General features: G+C 72.5%; 15 protein-coding genes and 1 tRNA gene. 9 read left to right on the top strand and 7 right to left on the bottom strand.

Annotated features, from left to right (window positions below; translation table 11 throughout):
• Positions 1–10 precede the first annotated feature (10 nt).
• On the top strand, positions 11–1,471 hold the full coding sequence (pdxR, locus tag H958_RS39340; RefSeq protein WP_081686129.1) for a MocR-like pyridoxine biosynthesis transcription factor PdxR: 1,461 nt from the start codon (positions 11–13) through the stop codon (positions 1,469–1,471).
• 31 nt (positions 1,472–1,502) lie between these two features.
• Here pdxR and H958_RS0121275 read toward each other — a convergent pair whose 3' ends face one another.
• From H958_RS0121275 to pucL, 5 genes are read right to left on the bottom strand one after another with little or no spacing between them, the layout of a single operon-like run.
• Positions 1,503–2,279: an IclR family transcriptional regulator gene (locus H958_RS0121275; protein WP_028060118.1), complete on the bottom strand. Its 777-nt coding sequence runs from the start codon at positions 2,277–2,279 to the stop codon at positions 1,503–1,505.
• A gap of 38 nt (positions 2,280–2,317) precedes the next feature.
• Positions 2,318–2,731, bottom strand: coding sequence for a DUF3830 family protein (locus tag H958_RS0121280; RefSeq protein ID WP_028060119.1), 414 nt, complete (start codon positions 2,729–2,731; stop codon positions 2,318–2,320).
• Positions 2,728–3,984 (bottom strand): allantoinase AllB, encoded by a 1,257-nt coding sequence (allB, locus tag H958_RS0121285; protein WP_028060120.1) that lies wholly within the window; start codon positions 3,982–3,984, stop codon positions 2,728–2,730. The genes H958_RS0121280 and allB overlap by 4 nt, the downstream gene beginning before the upstream one ends.
• On the bottom strand, positions 3,972–5,132 hold the full coding sequence (locus H958_RS0121290; RefSeq protein ID WP_028060121.1) for a M20 family metallo-hydrolase: 1,161 nt from the start codon (positions 5,130–5,132) through the stop codon (positions 3,972–3,974). Before H958_RS0121290 ends, allB begins: the two co-directional genes overlap by 13 nt.
• Positions 5,129–6,001, bottom strand: a complete 873-nt coding sequence (pucL, locus tag H958_RS0121295) for a factor-independent urate hydroxylase (RefSeq protein ID WP_028060122.1) — start codon at positions 5,999–6,001, stop codon at positions 5,129–5,131. The genes H958_RS0121290 and pucL overlap by 4 nt, the downstream gene beginning before the upstream one ends.
• A 153-nt stretch (positions 6,002–6,154) precedes the next feature.
• Between pucL and aceE the strand changes: the two genes are divergently transcribed.
• Genes aceE through lpdA form a run of 3 tightly spaced genes read left to right on the top strand, consistent with a single transcriptional unit; the run spans position 6,155 to position 11,849 of the window.
• A complete protein-coding gene (aceE, locus tag H958_RS0121300; protein WP_028060123.1) occupies positions 6,155–8,797 on the top strand; it encodes a pyruvate dehydrogenase (acetyl-transferring), homodimeric type in 2,643 nt (880 codons plus the stop codon).
• Positions 8,785–10,134: a dihydrolipoyllysine-residue acetyltransferase gene (aceF, locus tag H958_RS0121305; protein WP_081686130.1), complete on the top strand. Its 1,350-nt coding sequence runs from the start codon at positions 8,785–8,787 to the stop codon at positions 10,132–10,134. The genes aceE and aceF overlap by 13 nt, the downstream gene beginning before the upstream one ends.
• Positions 10,134–11,849 carry a dihydrolipoyl dehydrogenase gene (gene lpdA / locus H958_RS0121310; protein WP_028060125.1) on the top strand — a complete coding sequence of 572 codons (1,716 nt, stop codon included), beginning with the start codon at positions 10,134–10,136 and terminating at the stop codon, positions 11,847–11,849. The genes aceF and lpdA overlap by 1 nt, the downstream gene beginning before the upstream one ends.
• 201 nt (positions 11,850–12,050) lie before the next feature.
• Here the strand turns inward: lpdA and H958_RS0121315 are convergent, their stop codons facing one another.
• The gene (locus H958_RS0121315; protein WP_028060126.1) at positions 12,051–12,740 is read right to left on the bottom strand and encodes an SDR family oxidoreductase; all 690 of its coding nucleotides are present in this window, start codon (positions 12,738–12,740) and stop codon (positions 12,051–12,053) included.
• Between the two features lie 21 nt (positions 12,741–12,761).
• Between H958_RS0121315 and obgE the strand changes: the two genes are divergently transcribed.
• From obgE to rsfS, 5 genes are all read left to right on the top strand, one after another.
• Entirely contained in the window at positions 12,762–14,051 is a 1,290-nt protein-coding gene (gene obgE, locus H958_RS0121320; protein ID WP_028060127.1) for a GTPase ObgE, read from the top strand.
• A gap of 77 nt (positions 14,052–14,128) precedes the next feature.
• Positions 14,129–15,220 carry a glutamate 5-kinase gene (proB, locus tag H958_RS0121325; protein WP_028060128.1) on the top strand — a complete coding sequence of 364 codons (1,092 nt, stop codon included), beginning with the start codon at positions 14,129–14,131 and terminating at the stop codon, positions 15,218–15,220.
• A gap of 278 nt (positions 15,221–15,498) precedes the next feature.
• On the top strand, positions 15,499–16,755 hold the full coding sequence (locus tag H958_RS0121330) for a glutamate-5-semialdehyde dehydrogenase (RefSeq protein ID WP_037411027.1): 1,257 nt from the start codon (positions 15,499–15,501) through the stop codon (positions 16,753–16,755).
• Positions 16,756–17,352 (top strand): nicotinate-nucleotide adenylyltransferase, encoded by a 597-nt coding sequence (gene nadD / locus H958_RS0121335; RefSeq protein ID WP_028060130.1) that lies wholly within the window; start codon positions 16,756–16,758, stop codon positions 17,350–17,352.
• On the top strand, positions 17,349–17,720 hold the full coding sequence (gene rsfS / locus H958_RS0121340; protein WP_028060131.1) for a ribosome silencing factor: 372 nt from the start codon (positions 17,349–17,351) through the stop codon (positions 17,718–17,720). Before nadD ends, rsfS begins: the two co-directional genes overlap by 4 nt.
• Positions 17,721–17,851: 131 nt before the next feature.
• Here the strand turns inward: rsfS and H958_RS0121345 are convergent.
• Positions 17,852–17,924, bottom strand: a tRNA-Ala gene (locus H958_RS0121345).
• Between the last annotated feature and the right edge of the window lie 51 nt (positions 17,925–17,975).

Here is a 17,975-nt window from a genome sequence, read left to right on the forward strand (position 1 = left end):
CGGGGGCTCCGTGACGCCAGAGCCACTCGTGGGCGAAAGCCGCCAGCCACTTGCGCGCCTCGACCGCGCGGGCTCGCCGCTGAACGCCCTGCGCGCCGCGGGCGTGGCGCTCGACGGGGCCGGGCTCGAGGAGCGCCTGCGCGCCGCGATCGTCGGAGGGCGGCTCGCGCACGGCGCGAAGCTGCCGTCCGCGCGCGTGCTGGCGAGCGCGCTGGGGCTCTCGCGCAACGCGATCGCGGCGTGCTACGCGCGGCTGGCTGACGAGCACCTCATCCGGGCGCGCCACGGCTCAGGTACCTACGTCGCGCAGCCGGCCGAGGCCCGCGCCCGCGGCCGCCCGCGCGTGCGCGGCGACGTCGAGTGGCTGCGCGGCGGACCGCCGGGCGCGCCGGCCCCGGTGGCCGCGGGCGACATCGACCTGCGGCTTCGCGCGGGGACGATCGCGCCGATCGCCACCGACGCGTGGCGGCGCGCATGGCGCCACGCCACGGCCACCGTCGCGCAGACCTACGGCGACCCGCAGGGTCCGCGCGAGGTGCGCGCGGCGATCGCCGAGCACGTCCGCGAGACGCGTGGCGTGGCGTGCGTCGCGGCCGACGTCGTCGTCACCTCGGGCGCGAGCGACGCGCTGGCGCTGCTGCTGCGCGCGACGATGTCCTCCGCCGACGTGCTGGCCGCCGAGAACCCCGGCTACCGCGGCGTCACGCGGCTCGCCGCGGTCCAGGGCATCGGCCTGCTGGCGCTCCCGGTCGACGCGCACGGCGCGCGCGTGGACGTGCTCGCGAGCGCCGACCCGCAGCCGCTCGTCGTCCACGTGACGCCGTCGCACCAGTTCCCGACCGGCGTCGAGTTGTCGGCCGGGCGCCGGACCGAGCTGCTGGCGTGGGCGGACCGGCGCGGGGCACTGGTGATCGAGAACGACTACGACGGAGAGTTCCGCTTCGACGGCGAGGTCGCGCCGCCGCTGTCGGCCGTCGACACGAGCGGCGGCGTCTGCCTGGTCGGGACCTTCTCGCGCCTGCTCACGCCGTCGCTGCGCGTGGGCTACGCCGTCGCCACGCCCGCCCTGGTGGAGCGCGTCGCGGCGCTCAAGCGGATGCTCGACGAGCACGCGTCGCTGCCCGCGCAGCACGCGGTCGCGCAGCTGATCCGCTCAGGCGAGCTCGGCCGCCACCTACGCCGCGTGCGGCGGCTGGCGACCTACAAGCGCGCGCTCGTCCGCGACGCGCTCGGCGAGATCGAGGGCGTGACGCTGCACGGCATCGCCGGCGGCCTGCACGTGCTGGTCGAGGGCCCGGCGCAGCCGGCGGAGATCGCCGCGCGGCTGCGGGCGCGCGGCGTGCACCTCGATGTGCTCGCCGACCACTGCTGGGCGCCGGTGGCCGGCGACGGGCTGCTGCTCGACTACGGCCGGGTGCCGCCGAGCGCGCTCGAGCGCGGGCTGGCAATGATCGCCTCCGAGCTGGCATAGGGCTTCGCCGTCCGCCCGCCCGCTCGCGGCGTCAACCTCCCGGCGACGTCACAAACCCGAGCTTGGCGCTGACCGCCTCGCTGTGCTCGCGCAGCAGCGCGCCGAGGTCGGCGGTGTCGGCGTTGAGGATGCGCGGCGTCGGGCCCGAGACGCTGAGCGCCGCGACCGAGATGCCGCGGTGGTCGAAGACGGGCGTCCCGACGCAGGCGACGCCCTCCTCGTGCTCCTCGTTGTCGGTGGCGAAGCCGCGCCGGCGGATGCGCCGCAGGTCGTCATCGAGCGCGTCGAGCGTCGTGATCGTGCGCGGCGTCGAGCGCGTCAGCGGCTCGCCGCCGAGCAGCCCGGCGACGTCGTCGGCGCCGCGCCACGCGAGGATCGCCTTGCCGGCGCCGGACGTGTGCGCGGGGATCGCGCTGCCCACCTCGAGGAACAGGCGCACGCTGCGGGTCCCGTCGACCTTGTCGACGTAGACGACGTCGCGGCCCTCGAGCACGACGAGGTTGGTCGTCTCGCCGGTCTCGCGCTGGATCGCCTCCAGGTGCTCGCGCGCGGCGAGCTTCAGGCTCTCGACGCGGTCCTGCAGGCCGCTGGCCAGCTCGAGCAGCTTGTACCCGATCAGGTAGCGCCCGCCGGCCGCGCTCTGCGCGGCATAGCCGCGCTCGACGAGCGTCGCGAGCAGGCGGTGCGCCGTGCTCGGCACCAGCCCGGTGCGCGCCGCGAGGTCGGACACGCCCAGCTCGCCGGCGCTCGCGAGCGCTTCGAGGAGGTCAAGCGCACGATCCAGCGACTGCACACGAGGCTGCGGCATTGCGGCCGATGGTACCGCCTTTCAGAACACCTGTTCCGTCATGCGGATTCGAAAACGATGTCGAGCGCGCCTTTCCACAATACGTGCTCGCCCAGCGGCCGGAGCCGGTCGGTTCCCTCGACCACCGTGAGGAAGTGGTTGCCGGCGAGCTGGCCGACGATGCTCGCGAACAGCGCGCCCCCATAGGGAAACAGGATCTCGGTCTCGCTCAAGCCGCCGGGGTACCAGAGCACCTGTCCGGGCGCCGGATGGCTGGTCGCGTTCTCCGGTCCGCTGATCCCGATGTCGAGGTCGCCGAGCGGGATCCAGGCCGCCTCGCCGCTCCAGCGCGCGTGGATGATCTGGCTGTGGAACGGCAGCAGCGCCTCGAAGGCGGCGACGGTCTCGGGCGCGCGCTCGCGCTCGAGCTCCGCGGTGTAGCTGAACTCGCCGGCGGTGATCGTGATGCTCATGGCCGCAGGAGCTTGCCGTATGCCGGCTCCGCGCCGCGCAGCAGCGTGCGCACGACGCGCGGCAGCCGGCGGCCGAGGAACGGCGAGAGCTTGTGGCGGTACCTGAGGTCCTCGGCCCGCAGCTCGTCGAGCGTGCCGAGCTCGACGAGCGCGAGATCGGCGTCGTAGCCGGTCTTCAGCGCGCCCTTGCGCGCGATCCCGAAGCGCTCGGCCGGGCCGTGCGCGGTCAGGCGGGCGACGGTCGCCGGGTCGGCGCGCGTGAGCAGCAGCGGCAGCGTCGTCTGCGCGCCCGCGATCCCGCCCCAGGCGAAGAAGTAGTCGTCGGGGTCCTTGAGCTCCGGCGGGCAGGGCGAGTGGTCGGACGCGACGAGCGCGATCTGCGCGAGCCGCTCCCACAGCGGCTCCGGCGCGCGCAGCGGCGGCGCGCACTTGGCGACGACGCCGAGCGTCTCCATGTCCTGCTCGCGCAGGAACAGGTAGTGCGGGCAGGTCTCGCAGGTGGCGTCGACGCCGCGGGCGCGCGCCTCGGCGACGAGCTCGACGCCGCGGCCGGTCGAGACGTGCACGACGTGCAGCGCGCAGCCGGTGTCCTCGGCGAACGCGAGCGCGCGGGCTATCGCCTCGGTCTCGGCGACCGGCGGCCGCGAGGCGGCGTAGTCGCGCCAGCTCGTCCCCGCATGCGGGCGCGAGATCAGCGCGTCGTTCTCGGCGTGCACGGCGACGATCGCGCCGAGCCGGGCGGCGATCGCCATGCCGGCGTGCAGCGTGGCGTCGTCGGCGTTGGGGAAGTCGTCGGTGCCGCTCGCCGACATGAACGCCTTCAAGCCGATCACGCCGCGCTCGTGCAGCTCCTCCAGGCGGTCGGCGTTGCCGGGCACGATCCCGCCCCAGAGCGCGAAGTCCACGCACGCGGAGGCCTGCGCCGCGGCGAGCTTGGCGTCGAACGCGGGCCCGTCGATCGTCGGCGGGTGCGCGTTGAGCGGCATCTCGAAGCACGCCGTCATGCCGCCGGCCGCGAGCGCGGCGGTGCCGGTCGCCCAGCCCTCCCAGTGCGTGCGGCCGGGCTCGTTGAAGTGCACGTGCGCGTCGATGCCGCCGGGCAGGACGTGCAGGCCGGTCGCGTCGATCTCCTCGCGGCCGCCGGGCAGCTCCTCGGCGATCTCGGCGATCGCGCCGTCGCCGACGCCGAGGTCGGCGCGGCGGGGCCCCTCCGGCAGGACCAGCGTGCCGCCGCGGACGACTAGGTCGTGCACGCCTTCTCCGCCGCGACGCGGACGAACTCGCGCGCGGCGTCGATCGCGGCCGCCACGTCCTCCTCGGTCACCGACTCGGCCGGGTTGTGGCTGATGCCGCCCTTGCAGCGGACGAACAGCATCGCGGCGTCGGTCACGCCGCTCAATATCACCGCGTCGTGACCGGCGCCGCTCGGCAGCCGCGGCGCGTCCGGGAGCACCTCCGCCAGGCCGTCGGCGAGCGTCAGCGGCGTCGTGCCGTGCTCGGTGACGGGAGACCAGCGCACGCGCACGCCGCGGCGGCGGCGCAGCGCCTCGCCGATCATGCGCAGTCCGGCGATCACGCGCCCGCGAGCCGGGTCCTCGGCGTGGCGGACGTCGAGCGTCGCCTCGGCGCGGCCGGGGATCACGTTGACGGCGCCGCCAGGGACGCTGACGCGGCCGACCGTCGCGACGAGTCCGGGCTCGTCGAGCGCGATCCGCTCCGTGGCGAGCACGAACTCGGCGGCCGCGGCGATCGCGTCGCGGCGCAGCGCCATCGGGGTCGTGCCGGCGTGGCCGGCCTCGCCCTCGAAGACGAGGGTGGCGTGGCTCTGCCCTGCGATCGCGGTGACGACGCCGAGCGGCTCGCCCGCCGCCTCGAGCACCGGCCCCTGTTCGATGTGGACCTCGAAGTAGGCGCGCAGATCATCCGGGGCGAGCCTGGCCGACGGCTCGCCGATCGCCTCGCGCAGCGTGATCCCGCTCGCGTCGCGCAGCGCCAGGTCGGCCTCGTCGAGCTGCCCGAGGTAGGCGCGGCTGCCGAGGTAGCTCGAGCCGAAGCGCATCCCCTCCTCGTCGGCGAACGCGACGAGCTCCAGCGCGAGCGGCAGCTCCTGCACGCATTCGAGCGCGATCAGCACGCCGAGCACGCCGTCGTAGCGGCCGGCGTCGGCCACCGAGTCCAGGTGCGAGCCGATCAGCAGCGTGCCGGGGCCCTCGCCGGTCCGGCCGGCGAGGTTGCCGAGCGCGTCGCGGCGGGTGGCGAGGCCGGCCTCCTCCATCCACTCGCGTACGCGCTCCATCGCGCCGTCGAGCGCGGGCGAGGCGAGCGGGCGGGTGATCCGGCCCGGCTCCTCGGTGAACGCGGCGAGCTCATCGGCCCGCTCCAGGACACGTCGCGCGCTCATAGCAACGGGTACGGATCCCAGGCGGGGCCGGGGGCGGGCGCTCCTTCGCGGTCGACGACGCCCTCGATCAGCCCGTACGGCCGGTCGTCGGCGTGGAAGACCTCGTTCTCGTTGCCCAGCCCGAACGGCGACAGGTCGACCACGAAGTGATGCCTGTTCGGCAGCGACAGCCGCACCTCCACCACCTCCGGACGGGCCTCCAGCACCGCCGAGCCCATCGCGTACAGCGACTGCTGGAGCGAGAGGCTGTGGGTGGTCGCGAACGCCTCGATCAGCGCGCGCCGCGCGCCTGAGAAGGAGTCGTCCCAGCCGGTGTCCGCGCGTGCGTGCCGCCAGCGCGCGGTCACCGCCGTGGCCAGCACCCGGTCGCGCGTCTCGGCCAGCGTCGTGTAGCGGTCGCGCTCGAAGCCAGTGAACTCCGAACCGGTCGACTTGAGCAGGACGAGGTCGGCGATCCCGGACAGCACCCACTCGTCGCGCTCCTCGCAGATCGCGGCGGCGATCCGCCGCTCCGCGCTCGCCTGCATGAACGCGTGAGGGTGGTCGCCGATGCGCGCCCACGCCACCTCGGCGACCTCGACGCGCGCGCGCCGGATCGGCCCGGTCACGAAATGACGCGCCAGCCGCAGCGCGAACGCCTCCGGCGCCCCGACCGGCGCCTCCTTGGCGAACGCGTAGACGGTGTTCTTCTGCGTGTCGGTGGGAAGGACGTTGGTGTTGTCTCCGGTCATGTGCACGCCGCCGAGATCCCCGGCGAGCGCGACCGACACCGTCAGGTCGCGCAGCGAGTGCGCGTCGCCGTCGCGGTACACGCGCACGACGTGCGTCTGGGCCTTGCCGTACTGGTTGCGCCCGAGCCGCGGTGCCATCGGCGGATCATCGCCCGTTTGGGCCATCGGTGTCGTGCCTGCCTTGGACGGCATCCCGTATCATGAAAATGTAGTTCCGAAATATGGCTCGAGACGTCGAGGGGCGGGTCCCATGAGCCACAATGGCGGCCGGTTCGAAGGAGGAGCGCACGCATGGCATCCCAGGTCGAGGTAGATCCCCAGGAGACACGCGAATGGCTGGAGGCGCTGGACGCGGTCGTCGCCAGCGACGGTCCGCAGCGCGCGCAGTTCCTGCTCGAGCGCGTCGTCGGTCATGCGCAGCTCACGGGCGCCGCGCCCGCGCCGGCCGGCACCACGCCGTATCTGAACACGATCCCGCCGGAGAAGGAGCCGCCTCATCCCGTCGACGCGGCGCTCGAGCGGCGAGTACGGTCGATCGTCCGCTGGAACGCGATCGCGACGGTCCTGAACGCGAACAAGACGTCGTCCGAGCTCGGCGGCCACATCGCGAGCTACCAGAGCGCCGCGGTGCTCTACGAGACCGGCTTCAACCACTTCTGGCACGCCCCGACCGAGCGCCACGGCGGCGACCTCGTGTACATGCAGGGTCATTCCAGCCCCGGCGTCTACGCCCGCGCGTTCCTCGAGGGACGCTTCAGCGAGGCGCAGATGAAGAACTTCCGGATGGAGGTCGGCGGCAGCGGCCTCTCCTCCTATCCGCATCCGTGGCTGATGCCGGACTTCTGGCAGTTCCCGACGGTCTCGATGGGCCTCGGGCCGCTGATGGCGATCTACCAGGCCCGCTTCATGAAGTATCTCCAGGGCCGCGGCCTGGCCGAGACCGCCGGCCGCAAGGTCTGGGCCTTCATGGGCGACGGCGAGATGGACGAGCCGGAGTCGATGGGCTCGATCGCCCTCGCCGGCCGCGAGCGCCTCGACAACCTGATCTTCGTCGTCAACTGCAACCTGCAGCGCCTCGACGGCCCGGTGCGCGGCAACGGCAAGATCATCCAGGAGCTGGAGACGAACTTCCGCGGCGCCGGCTGGAACGTCATCAAGGTCATCTGGGGCTCGCGCTGGGATCCGCTCCTCGCCGCCGACCACGAGGGCCACCTGCTGGCGCGCATGAACGAGGCGCTCGACGGCGACTACCAGACCTACAAGTCGCGCAACGGCGCCTATGTGCGCGAGCACTTCTTCGGCACCAAGCCGGAGCTGCGCGCGATGGTCAAGGAGATGTCCGACGACCAGATCTGGGCGCTCAACCGCGGCGGGCTGGATCAGCGCAAGGTCTACGCCGCCTACAAGGCGGCGGTCGAGCATCACGGCGCTCCGACGGTCATCCTCGCCAAGACCATCAAGGGCTACGGGATGGGCGTGGCCGGCGAGGGCCAGAACATCACCCACCAGCAGAAGAAGATGAACGAGGAGGCGCTGCTCGCCTTCCGCGACCGCTTCGAGCTCGAGCTGACCGACCAGCAGGTCAAGGACATCTCCTTCTACAAGCCGCCGGAGCACTCGCCCGAGGCGGAGTTCATCCGCGAGCGCCGCGCGGCGCTGGGCGGCTCGCTGCCGGCGCGCCGGCGCAAGTCGGACGCGCTGCCGGTCCCCGAGCTGAGCGCGTTCCAGTCCCAGCTGGAGGGCACGGGGGAGCGCGAGGTCTCGACCACGATGAGCTTCGTGCGGATCCTCAGCACGATCCTGCGCGACAAGCAGATCGGCCGCCACGTCGTGCCGATCGTCCCCGACGAGTCGCGCACGTTCGGCATGGAGGGGCTGTTCCGCCAGCTCGGCATCTTCAGCCAGCTCGGCCAGCTCTACACGCCCGAGGACCGCGAGCAGCTGATGTTCTACCGCGAGGACAAGCACGGCCAGGTGCTCCAGGAGGGCATCAACGAGGCCGGTGCGATGTCCTCCTGGATCGCCGCGGGGACGTCGTACTCCAACCACGGCATCCCGACGATCCCGTTCTACATCTACTACTCGATGTTCGGCTTCCAGCGCGTGGGCGACCTCGCGTGGGCGGCCGGGGACAGCCGGACGCGCGGCTTCCTGCTCGGCGGCACCGCCGGGCGCACCACGCTCAACGGCGAGGGCCTGCAGCACGAGGACGGCCACTCGCACATCCTCAGCTCGACGATCCCGAACGCGATCTCCTACGACCCGGCCTACGGGTACGAGCTGGCGGTGATCATCCGCGAGGGCCTGCGCCGCATGATCGGCGAGCAGGAGGACGTCTTCTACTACCTCACGCTGATGAACGAGAACTATCAGCACCCGGCGATGCCGGAGGGCGCCGAGGAGGGCATCCTGCGCGGCATCTACCGGCTGCGGGAGGGCAAGGACGCGCAGGTCCAGCTGCTCGGCTCCGGGACGATCCTGCGCGAGGTGATCGCGGGCGCCGACCTGCTGCGCGACGACTTCGGCGTCGAGGCCGACATCTACAGCGTCACGAGCTTCACCGAGCTGCGCCGCGACGGGATCGAGGTCGAGCGCTGGAACATGCTGAATCCGGGCGAGCAGGAGCGCGTGCCGTTCCTGGCCGCCACGCTCGACGACCGCCCGGTGGTCGCGGCGACCGACTACATGCGGTCGTTCGCGGACCAGATCCGGCCGTGGGTGTCGGCGCCGTACCGGGTGCTCGGCACCGACGGCTTCGGCCGCTCGGACTACCGCAAGACGCTGCGCAGCTTCTTCGAGGTGGACCGCCACCACGTCGCGCTGGCCGCGCTGACGGAGCTGGCGAAGGCCGGGAAGGTGGACAAGGGCGCGCCCGCGAAGGCGATCGAGGACTACGGCATCGATACCGAGCGGCCCGCGCCGTGGACGGTGTAGGGGAGGCGACGGTGGCGACTGAGCAGGTACTCGTCCCCGACATCGGGGACTTCGACGAGGTCCCGATCATCGAGGTCCTCGTGTCGGTCGGCGACACCGTGGCGGAGGAGGATCCGCTCGTCACGCTGGAGTCCGACAAGGCCACGATGGAGGTCCCGTCGCCGGTGGCCGGCAAGGTCGCCGAGCTGAAGGTCTCCGTCGGGGACAAGGTGTCCGAGGGATCGGCGCTGCTGACGGTCGAGGTCGACGGCGCCGGCCCGGCGGCGGATGCGAAGGCCCCGCCGCCTGACGTGCAGGAGTCCAAGGAGGCCGGCGAGGCCGAGGTCGTGGACTCGGCCGCCGAGGCGGAGGCCGAGGATGCCGCCGGACAGGCCGAGACGGCGCCGCCGGCGCCCGAGCCGAGCGCGGCGCCGACGTCGCCCCAGGCGGGCGGCCGCACCGGCGCGCCGCTGTACGCATCGCCCGGCGTGCGCCGGCTCGCGCGCGAGCTGGGCGTCGACCTGGCGCAGGTCCAGGGGACGGGCCGCAAGGGCCGGATCACCAAGGAGGACGTGCGCAAGGGGCCCGAGCAGCCGGCTCCGCAGGCCGCGCCGTCCGCGGGCATCGCCGGGCTCGAGCTCGCGCCGTGGCCGAAGCCGAACTTCGAGAAGCAGGGCGAGATCGAGCGGCAGCCGCTGTCGCGGATCCAGAAGATCAGCGGCCCGAACCTCGCCCGCAACTGGGTGATGATCCCGCACGTCACGCATCACGACGAGGCGGACATCACCGAGCTCGAGGCGTTCCGCAAGCGCACCAACAGCGAGCAGAGCGACGTCAAGGTCACGATGGTCGCGCTGCTGGTGAAGGCGGTGGTCGGCTCGCTGAAGGCCTTCCCGATCGTCAACTCCTCGCTCGACGGCGACGACCTGGTCCTCAAGCGCTACTACAACATCGGCTTCGCGGCCGACACGCCGAACGGCCTCGTCGTGCCCGTGATCAAGCAGGCCGACCGCAAGGGCATCCTGGACATCGCGTCCGACCTGACCGAGCTCTCCGGCAAGGCGCGCTCGGGCAAGCTCTCCAGCGCCGAGATGTCGGGCTCGACGTTCACGATCTCGAGCCTCGGCGGCATCGGCGGCACGGCGTTCACGCCGATCGTCAACGCGCCCGAGGTCGCGATCCTCGGCGTCACGCGCTCGGCCATGAAGCCGGTCTGGAACGGGTCGGAGTTCGTGCCGCGGCTGATGGTGCCGCTGTCGCTCTCCTACGACCACCGCGTGATCGACGGCGCGCTGGCCGCGCGCTTCGTCGCGCACCTCGTGAACCAGCTCTCCGACCTTCGAAGGGTGTTGCTGTGATGGAGGTCAAGGTCCCGGACATCGGCGACTTCCAGGACGTCCCCGTCATCGAGGTGCTCGTCTCGGCGGGCGACGAGGTGGCGGAGGAGGACCCGCTGATCACGCTCGAGTCCGACAAGGCCACGATGGAGGTCCCGTCGCCCTCGGCGGGCAAGGTGACCGAGTTGAAGGTCTCCGTCGGCGACCGCGTCTCCGAGGGCGCGGTGATCCTGCTGCTGGACTCGGTCGACGGCCACAAGCCGTCGGGTGGCGGCGGCGCGGAGGCGCCGCCGAAGCAGGAGGAGCCCGAGGCACCCGCGGAGCCGGCCGAGCCGGCCCCGCACGCAGACGTCAGCGTGCAGGTCGCCGTGCTCGGCGCCGGCCCCGGCGGGTACACCGCCGCCTTCCGCGCCGCCGATCTCGGCCTCTCCGTCGCGCTGATCGACCGCGGCGAGGTGCTCGGCGGCGTCTGCCTGAACGTCGGCTGCATCCCCTCCAAGGCACTGCTGCACGTCGCGCGCGTGCTCGCGGAGGCCGAGGAGCTCGAGGAGTCGGGCGTGTCGTTCGGCAAGCCCGAGGTCGACATCGACAAGGTGCGCTCCTGGAAGGAGTCGGTCGTCGGCAAGCTCACCGGCGGCCTGGAGTCGCTGGCCAAGCAGCGCAAGGTCCAGGTCGTGCGCGGCACGGGCGAGTTCACGAGCCCGAACACCATTCAGGTGGGCGACACCGTCGTCGGCTTCGAGCACTGCATCATCGCCGCCGGCTCGGAGGCCGCGATGCTGCCCGACCTGCCCGACGACGAGCGCATCATGGACTCGACGGACGCGCTCGAGATCACCGACGTCCCCGAGCGCCTGCTCGTGATCGGCGGCGGGATCATCGGCCTCGAGATGGCGACCGTCTACGACGCGCTGGGCTCCAAGGTCACGGTGGTCGAGCTCCTCGACCAGCTCATCCCGGGCGCCGACAAGGACCTCGTGCGCGTGCTCGAGAAGCGCATCAAGGCCCGCTACGAGCACATCCACCTCGGGACCAAGGTCGAGTCGGTCACGGCGTCCGACGACGGGATCACCGTCAAGTACGGCGACGGCGAGGAGACGTTCGACCGCGTGCTCGTGGCCGTCGGGCGGCGCCCGAACGGCAAGGCCATCGGCGCCGGCAAGGCGGGCGTGAACGTGACCGACCGCGGCTTCATCGAGGTCGACGAGCAGATGCGGACCAACGTGCCCCACATCTACGCGATCGGCGACGTCGCGGGCGAGCCGATGCTCGCCCACAAGGCGACCCACGAGGGCGCGCTGGCCGCCGAGGTCATCAACGGCGAGAACGTGTCCTGGGACGCGCGCTCGATTCCGTCGGTGGCCTACACCGATCCGGAGATCGCCTGGACCGGGCTGACGGAGACGCAGGCCAAGGAGCAGGGGATCGAGTTCGAGATCTCCACGTTCCCGTGGGCGGCGTCCGGCCGCGCGCTGTCGATGGGGCGCAGCGAGGGCATGACCAAGGTGATCGCCGAGCCAGAGACGCATCGCATCCTCGGCGCGGGCATCGTCGGCATCAACGCCGGCGAGCTGATCGCGGAGATGGTGCTGGCGATCGAGGCGGGCGCGGACGCCGAGGACGTCTCGCTGACGATCCACCCGCACCCGACGCTGTCGGAGACCGTCGCGTTCTCGGCCGAGCTGGCCAACGGGACGATCACCGACATCATGCCCAAGCGGGCCCGGACGAAGTAGATCCGCCCCGGAAAGTGCTGAGCCCCGGCCGGAGGGATGGCCGAGGCTCAGCGGAACTCCGGAAGGGGGTCAGGCTCCCGGTGCGGCGGAGCCTAGAGGTCAAGATCAGGGATACCTGAGCGGAAGGTCACTCCGCTGACATCTAGGCCCGTGTGCCGTGTCCGGATCATGATCACGGAGCGAGGGGGATGCGCCGGTCGCTCAGCTCGTCTGCGCCGTCGGCCGGATCATGATCTCGTTCACGTCGACGTGGGCCGGCTGCGAGACGGCGTACATCACGGCCCGCGCGATGTCGTCGGCGGTGAGCGTCTCGTCGAGCTCGTGGCTGAAGCCCGGCGTCTCGACCATCCCGGGCTCGATCAGGGTGACGCGCGCGCCCGTGCCGTTGAGCTCGAGCCGCGCCGCCTCGCCCATGGCGGTGACGGAGAACTTCGTCGCCGAGTAGAGCGAGCCCTTGAGCGCGCGGCGCCCGGCGATGCTCGACGTGAGCACGAGGTGCCCGTGCGTCTCGCGCAGGGCTCCAAGCGCGGAGCGGATCGTCAGATAGACGCCGTAGACGTTGGTCAGGATCGTCTCGCGCGCCTCCTCCGGCGTGCCCTCGGTGAAGCCGCGCGGGCTGCCGGTGCCGGCGTTGGCGAACGCGACGTCGAGGCGGCCGAAGGCGTCACGCGCGCGCTGGACGGCGCGCTCCTGGTCGCCCGCGTCGGTGACGTCGCACTCGACCGCGACGGCGCGCTCCTCGCCGAGCTCCTGCACGAGATCCTGCAGCTTGTCCTTCGAGCGGGCGGCGAGCACGAGCCGGTACCCGGCGTCCGCGGCGCGGCGGGCGGTCGCAGCGCCGATCCCGCTCGAGGCGCCGGTGATCAGGAACACAGGGTCATTCGAAGCCATGCTTCTACCGTTACCCGGACAGTGCTGGCGGATCGCGCGCGCATAGAGGTCAGGGCCGGGCGGGGCGGCGACGGATCGGTCTCGTTCCGCCGCGAGGCCCACGTGCCCAAGGGCGGCCCCGACGGCGGCGACGGCGGCCGCGGGGGCGACGTCGTCCTGCGCTGCGACGACTCGCTGCGCGACCTGCAGTCGTTCCGGCGCCGCGGGCACTACCGCGCCGAGCGCGGCGGGCACGGGATGGGCGCGCTGCGCCACGGCGCCGACGGCGAGCCGCTGATCGTGCGCGTCCCGCCGGGAACGCAGGTCGAGCGCTGGGACGGCCGCCGCTACGACCTCGTGCGGCCCGGCCAGGAGGTGACGCTGGCGCGCGGCGGCATCGGCGGGCGCGGGAACAAGCGCTTCACGAACGCGGTCAGGCAGGCGCCGCGGCTGGCCGAGAAAGGGCTCGACGGCGAGGAAGGACCGGTCGAGCTGCACCTGAAGCTGCTCGCCGACGTCGGGCTCGTCGGGCTGCCGAACGCGGGCAAGTCCTCCCTGCTGTCGCGCATGACGCGGGCGCAGCCGAAGGTCGCGGCGTACCCGTTCACCACGCTGGAGCCGGTGCTCGGCACGATCGACGCCGGCGACCGGCAGCTCGTCATCGCCGACATCCCGGGCCTGATCGAAGGCGCCAGCGACGGCGCGGGGCTCGGCCACGACTTCCTCGCGCACGTCGAGCGCACCCGGCTGCTCGTGCACGTGCTCGATCTCGCGCCGCTGGACGGCTCCGATCCGGGCGAGAACTTCGCGGTGATCGAGCGCGAGCTGGCCGAACATGACCCGCGGCTGGCGTCGCTGCCGCGGCTGCTGGCGCTCTCGAAGGCGGATCTGGTGCCGCCAGAGGTCGCTTCGGACGCGGCCGCCGAGTGGTCGGCGCGGGTCGGCTTCCCGGTGCTCGTGACCTCATCGGCCACCGGTGCCGGCCTGGTGGAGCTGCGCAACGAGCTGCTCGCGCGCGTCCCGGTCGAGGAGCCGGCGCCCGAGGGGGCGGGGGAGGACGAGGTCGCCGAGTTCGCCGTCCTGCGCCCGGCGGCGTCGAAGGCGTTCGAGGTCTCGCGCGCCGACTCTGGCGATTGGGTCGTCTCCGGCGAGGCGGTCGAGCGCCTGATCGCGCGCCACGACATGGAGAACGAGGAGGCGCTGGCGCTCGTCGAGCGGCGGCTGCAGCGGATGGGCGTGATCGCGGCGCTGGAGCGGGCAGGATTCGAACCTGGCGACGACGTCGAGATCGGCGGCACGGTCTTCGAGCTGGACCCGGGCGCTCCTCTCTAGGCGGGCCGTCGCGGCAGCCGGCCTGCGCCGGCGCCATCCGGGATCGCTTCGCGGGATTCTCCTAAGGTTTCGGCGGCATGTCCGTCGCCGTCGTCAAGCTCGGCTCCTCCGTCGTCGCCGACGACGCCGGCGCGCTGCGCCTGAGCGCGGTCGCGCGCGTGTGCGAGGAGGTGGCGTTGCTGCACGGCTCGGGGGTCGACGTGATCGTCGTCACGTCCGGCGCGATCGCCCGCGGTATGCACCTCCTGGGGCTGCCGGTGCGCCCGCGCGCGATCGAGGAGCTGCAGGCGGCCAGCGCGGTCGGCCAGGGGCGGCTGTACCGCACCTACGACGAGCACCTGCGCGAGCGCGGGATCCAGTCGGCGCAGGTCCTGCTGACGTTCTTCGACATGAGCGCGCGCACGCACTACCTCAACGCGCGCCGCACGCTGCGCAAGCTGCTCGAGTGGCGGATCGTGCCCGTCATCAACGAGAACGACACGACCACGACCGACGAGATCTCCTTCGGCGACAACGACTTCCTGGCCGCGCAGGTCGCCGTGCTGGTGGACGCGTCGCTGCTGTTGCTGCTGACCAGCACCGAGGGCGTGTTCACCGCCGACCCGCGGGTCGATCCGGGCGCGCGGCTCGTGGATACGGTCGAGGACGTCTCGGAGCTGGCCGCGCTCGACATCGGCGCGGCGACGACGGCGCTGGGGTCAGGCGGCATGCGCTCGAAGGTCGTCGCCGCCGAGATGGCGACCGCCGCGGGCACCCCGACCGTGATCGGGAGCGGGTTCGAGCCCGGCCTGCTGGCGCGCGCGTGGGCCGGTGAGCCGGGCGGCACGCGCTTCGCGCCGCAGACCGTGCGCCAGTCCTCGTTCAAGCTCTGGCTGAAGTACGCCAAGCCCTCGCAGGGTGTCGTGGTGGTGGACGCCGGGGCCGCGCGGGCGCTGCGCGAGGGCGGGACGTCGCTGCTGCCGGTCGGGATCGTCGGTGTGGAGGGCGCGTTCGACGCGGGCGACGCCGTCGAGGTCAGCGCGAGCGGCACGACGGTGGGGAAGGGGATCGCGTCCTACTCGGCGGACGAGCTGCGCCAGGTGATGGGGCGCAAGTCGGCCGAGATCCGCGAGATCCTCCCGCGGGCGACCGAGGAGGCCGTGCACCGCGACTATTTCGTGCTGGCGTAGCGGCCGCGCGGCGCTCCCGCTGCGGGGGTCGTCGCGCCGGCGTTTCGCGCTGCGGCCGAGCGAGTGCGCGAGTGGCGCCGGGACGTCGCGCGAGTGCCGCCGGGACGTCGCGCGAGGCGCCGCCCGGCGCCGTGACCGGCGCGCGCTCCCTCCGGGTTCGTCGTGCCGCTGCATCGGATCCCTCGGTTCGAACCCCCTGCGGCGGGCAGCTCCGGGGCGCCGCACGGGGGTGCGGGTCACGCGGGCGTGAACCGCCTCGGACGCCTAGACTTGGCGACATGGCGGCGACCGCGACATCGGTGACGGACCTCTGCCTTGCGGCCAAGCGCGCCGCGCGCAAGCTCGCGGCTGTCGACTCGAATACCAAGGACGCCGCGCTGCTGGCGGTCGCCGACGCGCTGGTGGCGCGGACCGGCGAGATCGTGGAGGCGAACGCGCGCGACCTCGAGGCCGGCCGCGCGGCCGGGCTCTCCGCCGCGCTGATGGACCGCCTGCGCCTGGACGCGTCTCGCGTGCTCGGGATCGCCGAGGGCACCCGCGCGATCGCGGCGCTGCCCGACCCGGTCGGCGAGGTGGTCGACGGCGGGCGCCTTGCGAACGGGCTGGATGTGCGCAAGGTGCGGGTGCCGCTGGGCGTGATCGCCGTCGTCTACGAGGCCCGGCCGAACGTCACGATCGACGCGGCCGCGCTGTGCCTGAAGTCCGGCAACGCGGTGGTGCTGCGTGGGTCCTCCTCGGCGGCGCACTCGAACGCGGTGCTGGCCGGGATCGCCCGCTCGGCCGCCGAAGGCGCAGGGCTGCCCGAGGGCTCGCTCTCACTCGTCGCCGGCGGCGGCCGCGAGGAGCTCGCCGAGCTCGCGACCCAGGAGGGCGTCGTCGACCTGATCATCCCGCGCGGCGGCGAGGGGCTCAAGAAGGCGCTCAGCGAGGTCGCGCGCGTGCCGGTCATCTACGCGGCCTCGGGCAACTGCCACGTCTACGTGGACGCGTCGGCCGACCTCGAGATGGCCGGCGAGATCATCTTCAACGCCAAGACGCAGCGGCCGGGCGTGTGCAACGCGGCCGAGACGCTGCTCGTGCACTCCTCGGTCGCCGCCCGGTTCTTGCCGGCCGCACTCACGCAGCTGCGCGAGGCGGGCGTGGAGTTGCGGGGCGATGCCCGTGCGCGCGACATCTTCGACATGGCCGACGCGGTCGAGTCCGACTGGGCCGAGGAGTTCCTGGCGCTGGTGCTCGCCGTGGGCGTGGTCGACTCCGTGGAGGAGGCGATCGAGCACATCGGCCGCTACTCCTCCGGCCATTCCGAGGCGATCGTCACGCGCGACCGCGACGCCGCGCGGGCGTTCCAGCTCGGCGTGGACAGCGCGTGCGTCTACGTCAATGCCTCGACGCGCTTCACCGACGGCGGCGAGTTCGGCATGGGCGCCGAGATCGGCAATTCGACGCAGAAGCTGCACGCGCGCGGGCCGATCGGGCTGCGCGAGCTGTGCTCGACGCGCTACCTGATCGACGGCGACGGCCAAGTCCGGCGGTAGGTGGCGCGGCTCGGCCTCCTCGGCGGGACGTTCAACCCGCCGCATATCGCGCATCTCGTCTGCGCGCAGGAGGCCTGGACCCAGTTGTCGCTGGACCGCGTGCTGCTCGTGCCGGTGTTCGAGCCGCCGCACAAGGAGGTCGAGGACGACCCGGGCGTCGAGCACCGGATCGAGCTCTGCCGCCGCGCGGTGGGCCGGGATCCGCGCTTCGAGGTGTCACGAATCGAAGCCGACGTCCCGGGGCGGTCCTACACGGTCGATACCCTGCGGAGGCTGCATGAGTCCAGTCCAGAGGACGACCTGACCTTCATCGTGGGAGGCGACATGGCGCAAGCGCTTCCGACATGGCATGAGCCGGAGGCCGTCCTGAGCCTTGCCACCCTCGGCGTCGCCGAACGCGAGGGCGTTCGCCGCACCGACATCAGCGAACGCCTGTCGAGCCTCGCCGGCGCCGACTGCATCCGCTTCTTCGACATGCCCCGCCTCGACATCTCCTCTTCCATGATCCGACGCCGCATCGCCCTCGGGCGCCCCATCCGGTACCTCGTCCCCGAGGGGGTCGCGGCCTACATCGCCGACGAAGGGCTTTACGCATGAGCGCATCGCCGCAGCCGGAATCGCTCGACCCGTCGCGCCTCGCGGAGCTCGTCTCGGGCTACGCCTCGGACGTAAAGGCGCAGGACATAGTCGAGCTCGACCTCCGCGGCGTGCTCGGCTACACGGACTACTTCGTGATCGCCTCCGGCGGCACGGACCGCCAGACCAAGGCGATCCACGACCGCATCCACGAGAACATGAAGAAGCGGCACGGCCTGCTCCCGCGGCGCGTCGAGGGCCTGACCGAGTCCCGCTGGATCCTCATGGACTATCTGGACGTCATCGTCCACATCTTCACGCCCGAGGCGCGCGATTACTACCGCCTCGAGCAACTCTGGGGCGAAGCCCCGAAGCGGCACGTCGAGTAGCCGGCGCGGACTGCCCGGGCTCCCCGCGCCGGTTCGCGCGGGCCGCGGCTCCGACGGGCCCGGGTCGCGCGTTCGGCGCCGCTCCTCGGCCCCGAACGCGAAAGGCCGCCCGGAGGCGGCCTTTCATCCGATGGAGCCAGGGGGGCTCGAACCCCCGACCTTCTGGCTGCCAGCCAGACGCTCTCCCAGCTGAGCTATGGCCCCGTTGAGTCGGTCCTGCTCTGCGTACTTTATCGCGAGCTGCTGCCCGTTGAC

Source organism: Candidatus Solirubrobacter pratensis (assembly GCF_000425945.1).
GTDB lineage: Bacteria > Actinomycetota > Thermoleophilia > Solirubrobacterales > Solirubrobacteraceae > Solirubrobacter > Solirubrobacter pratensis.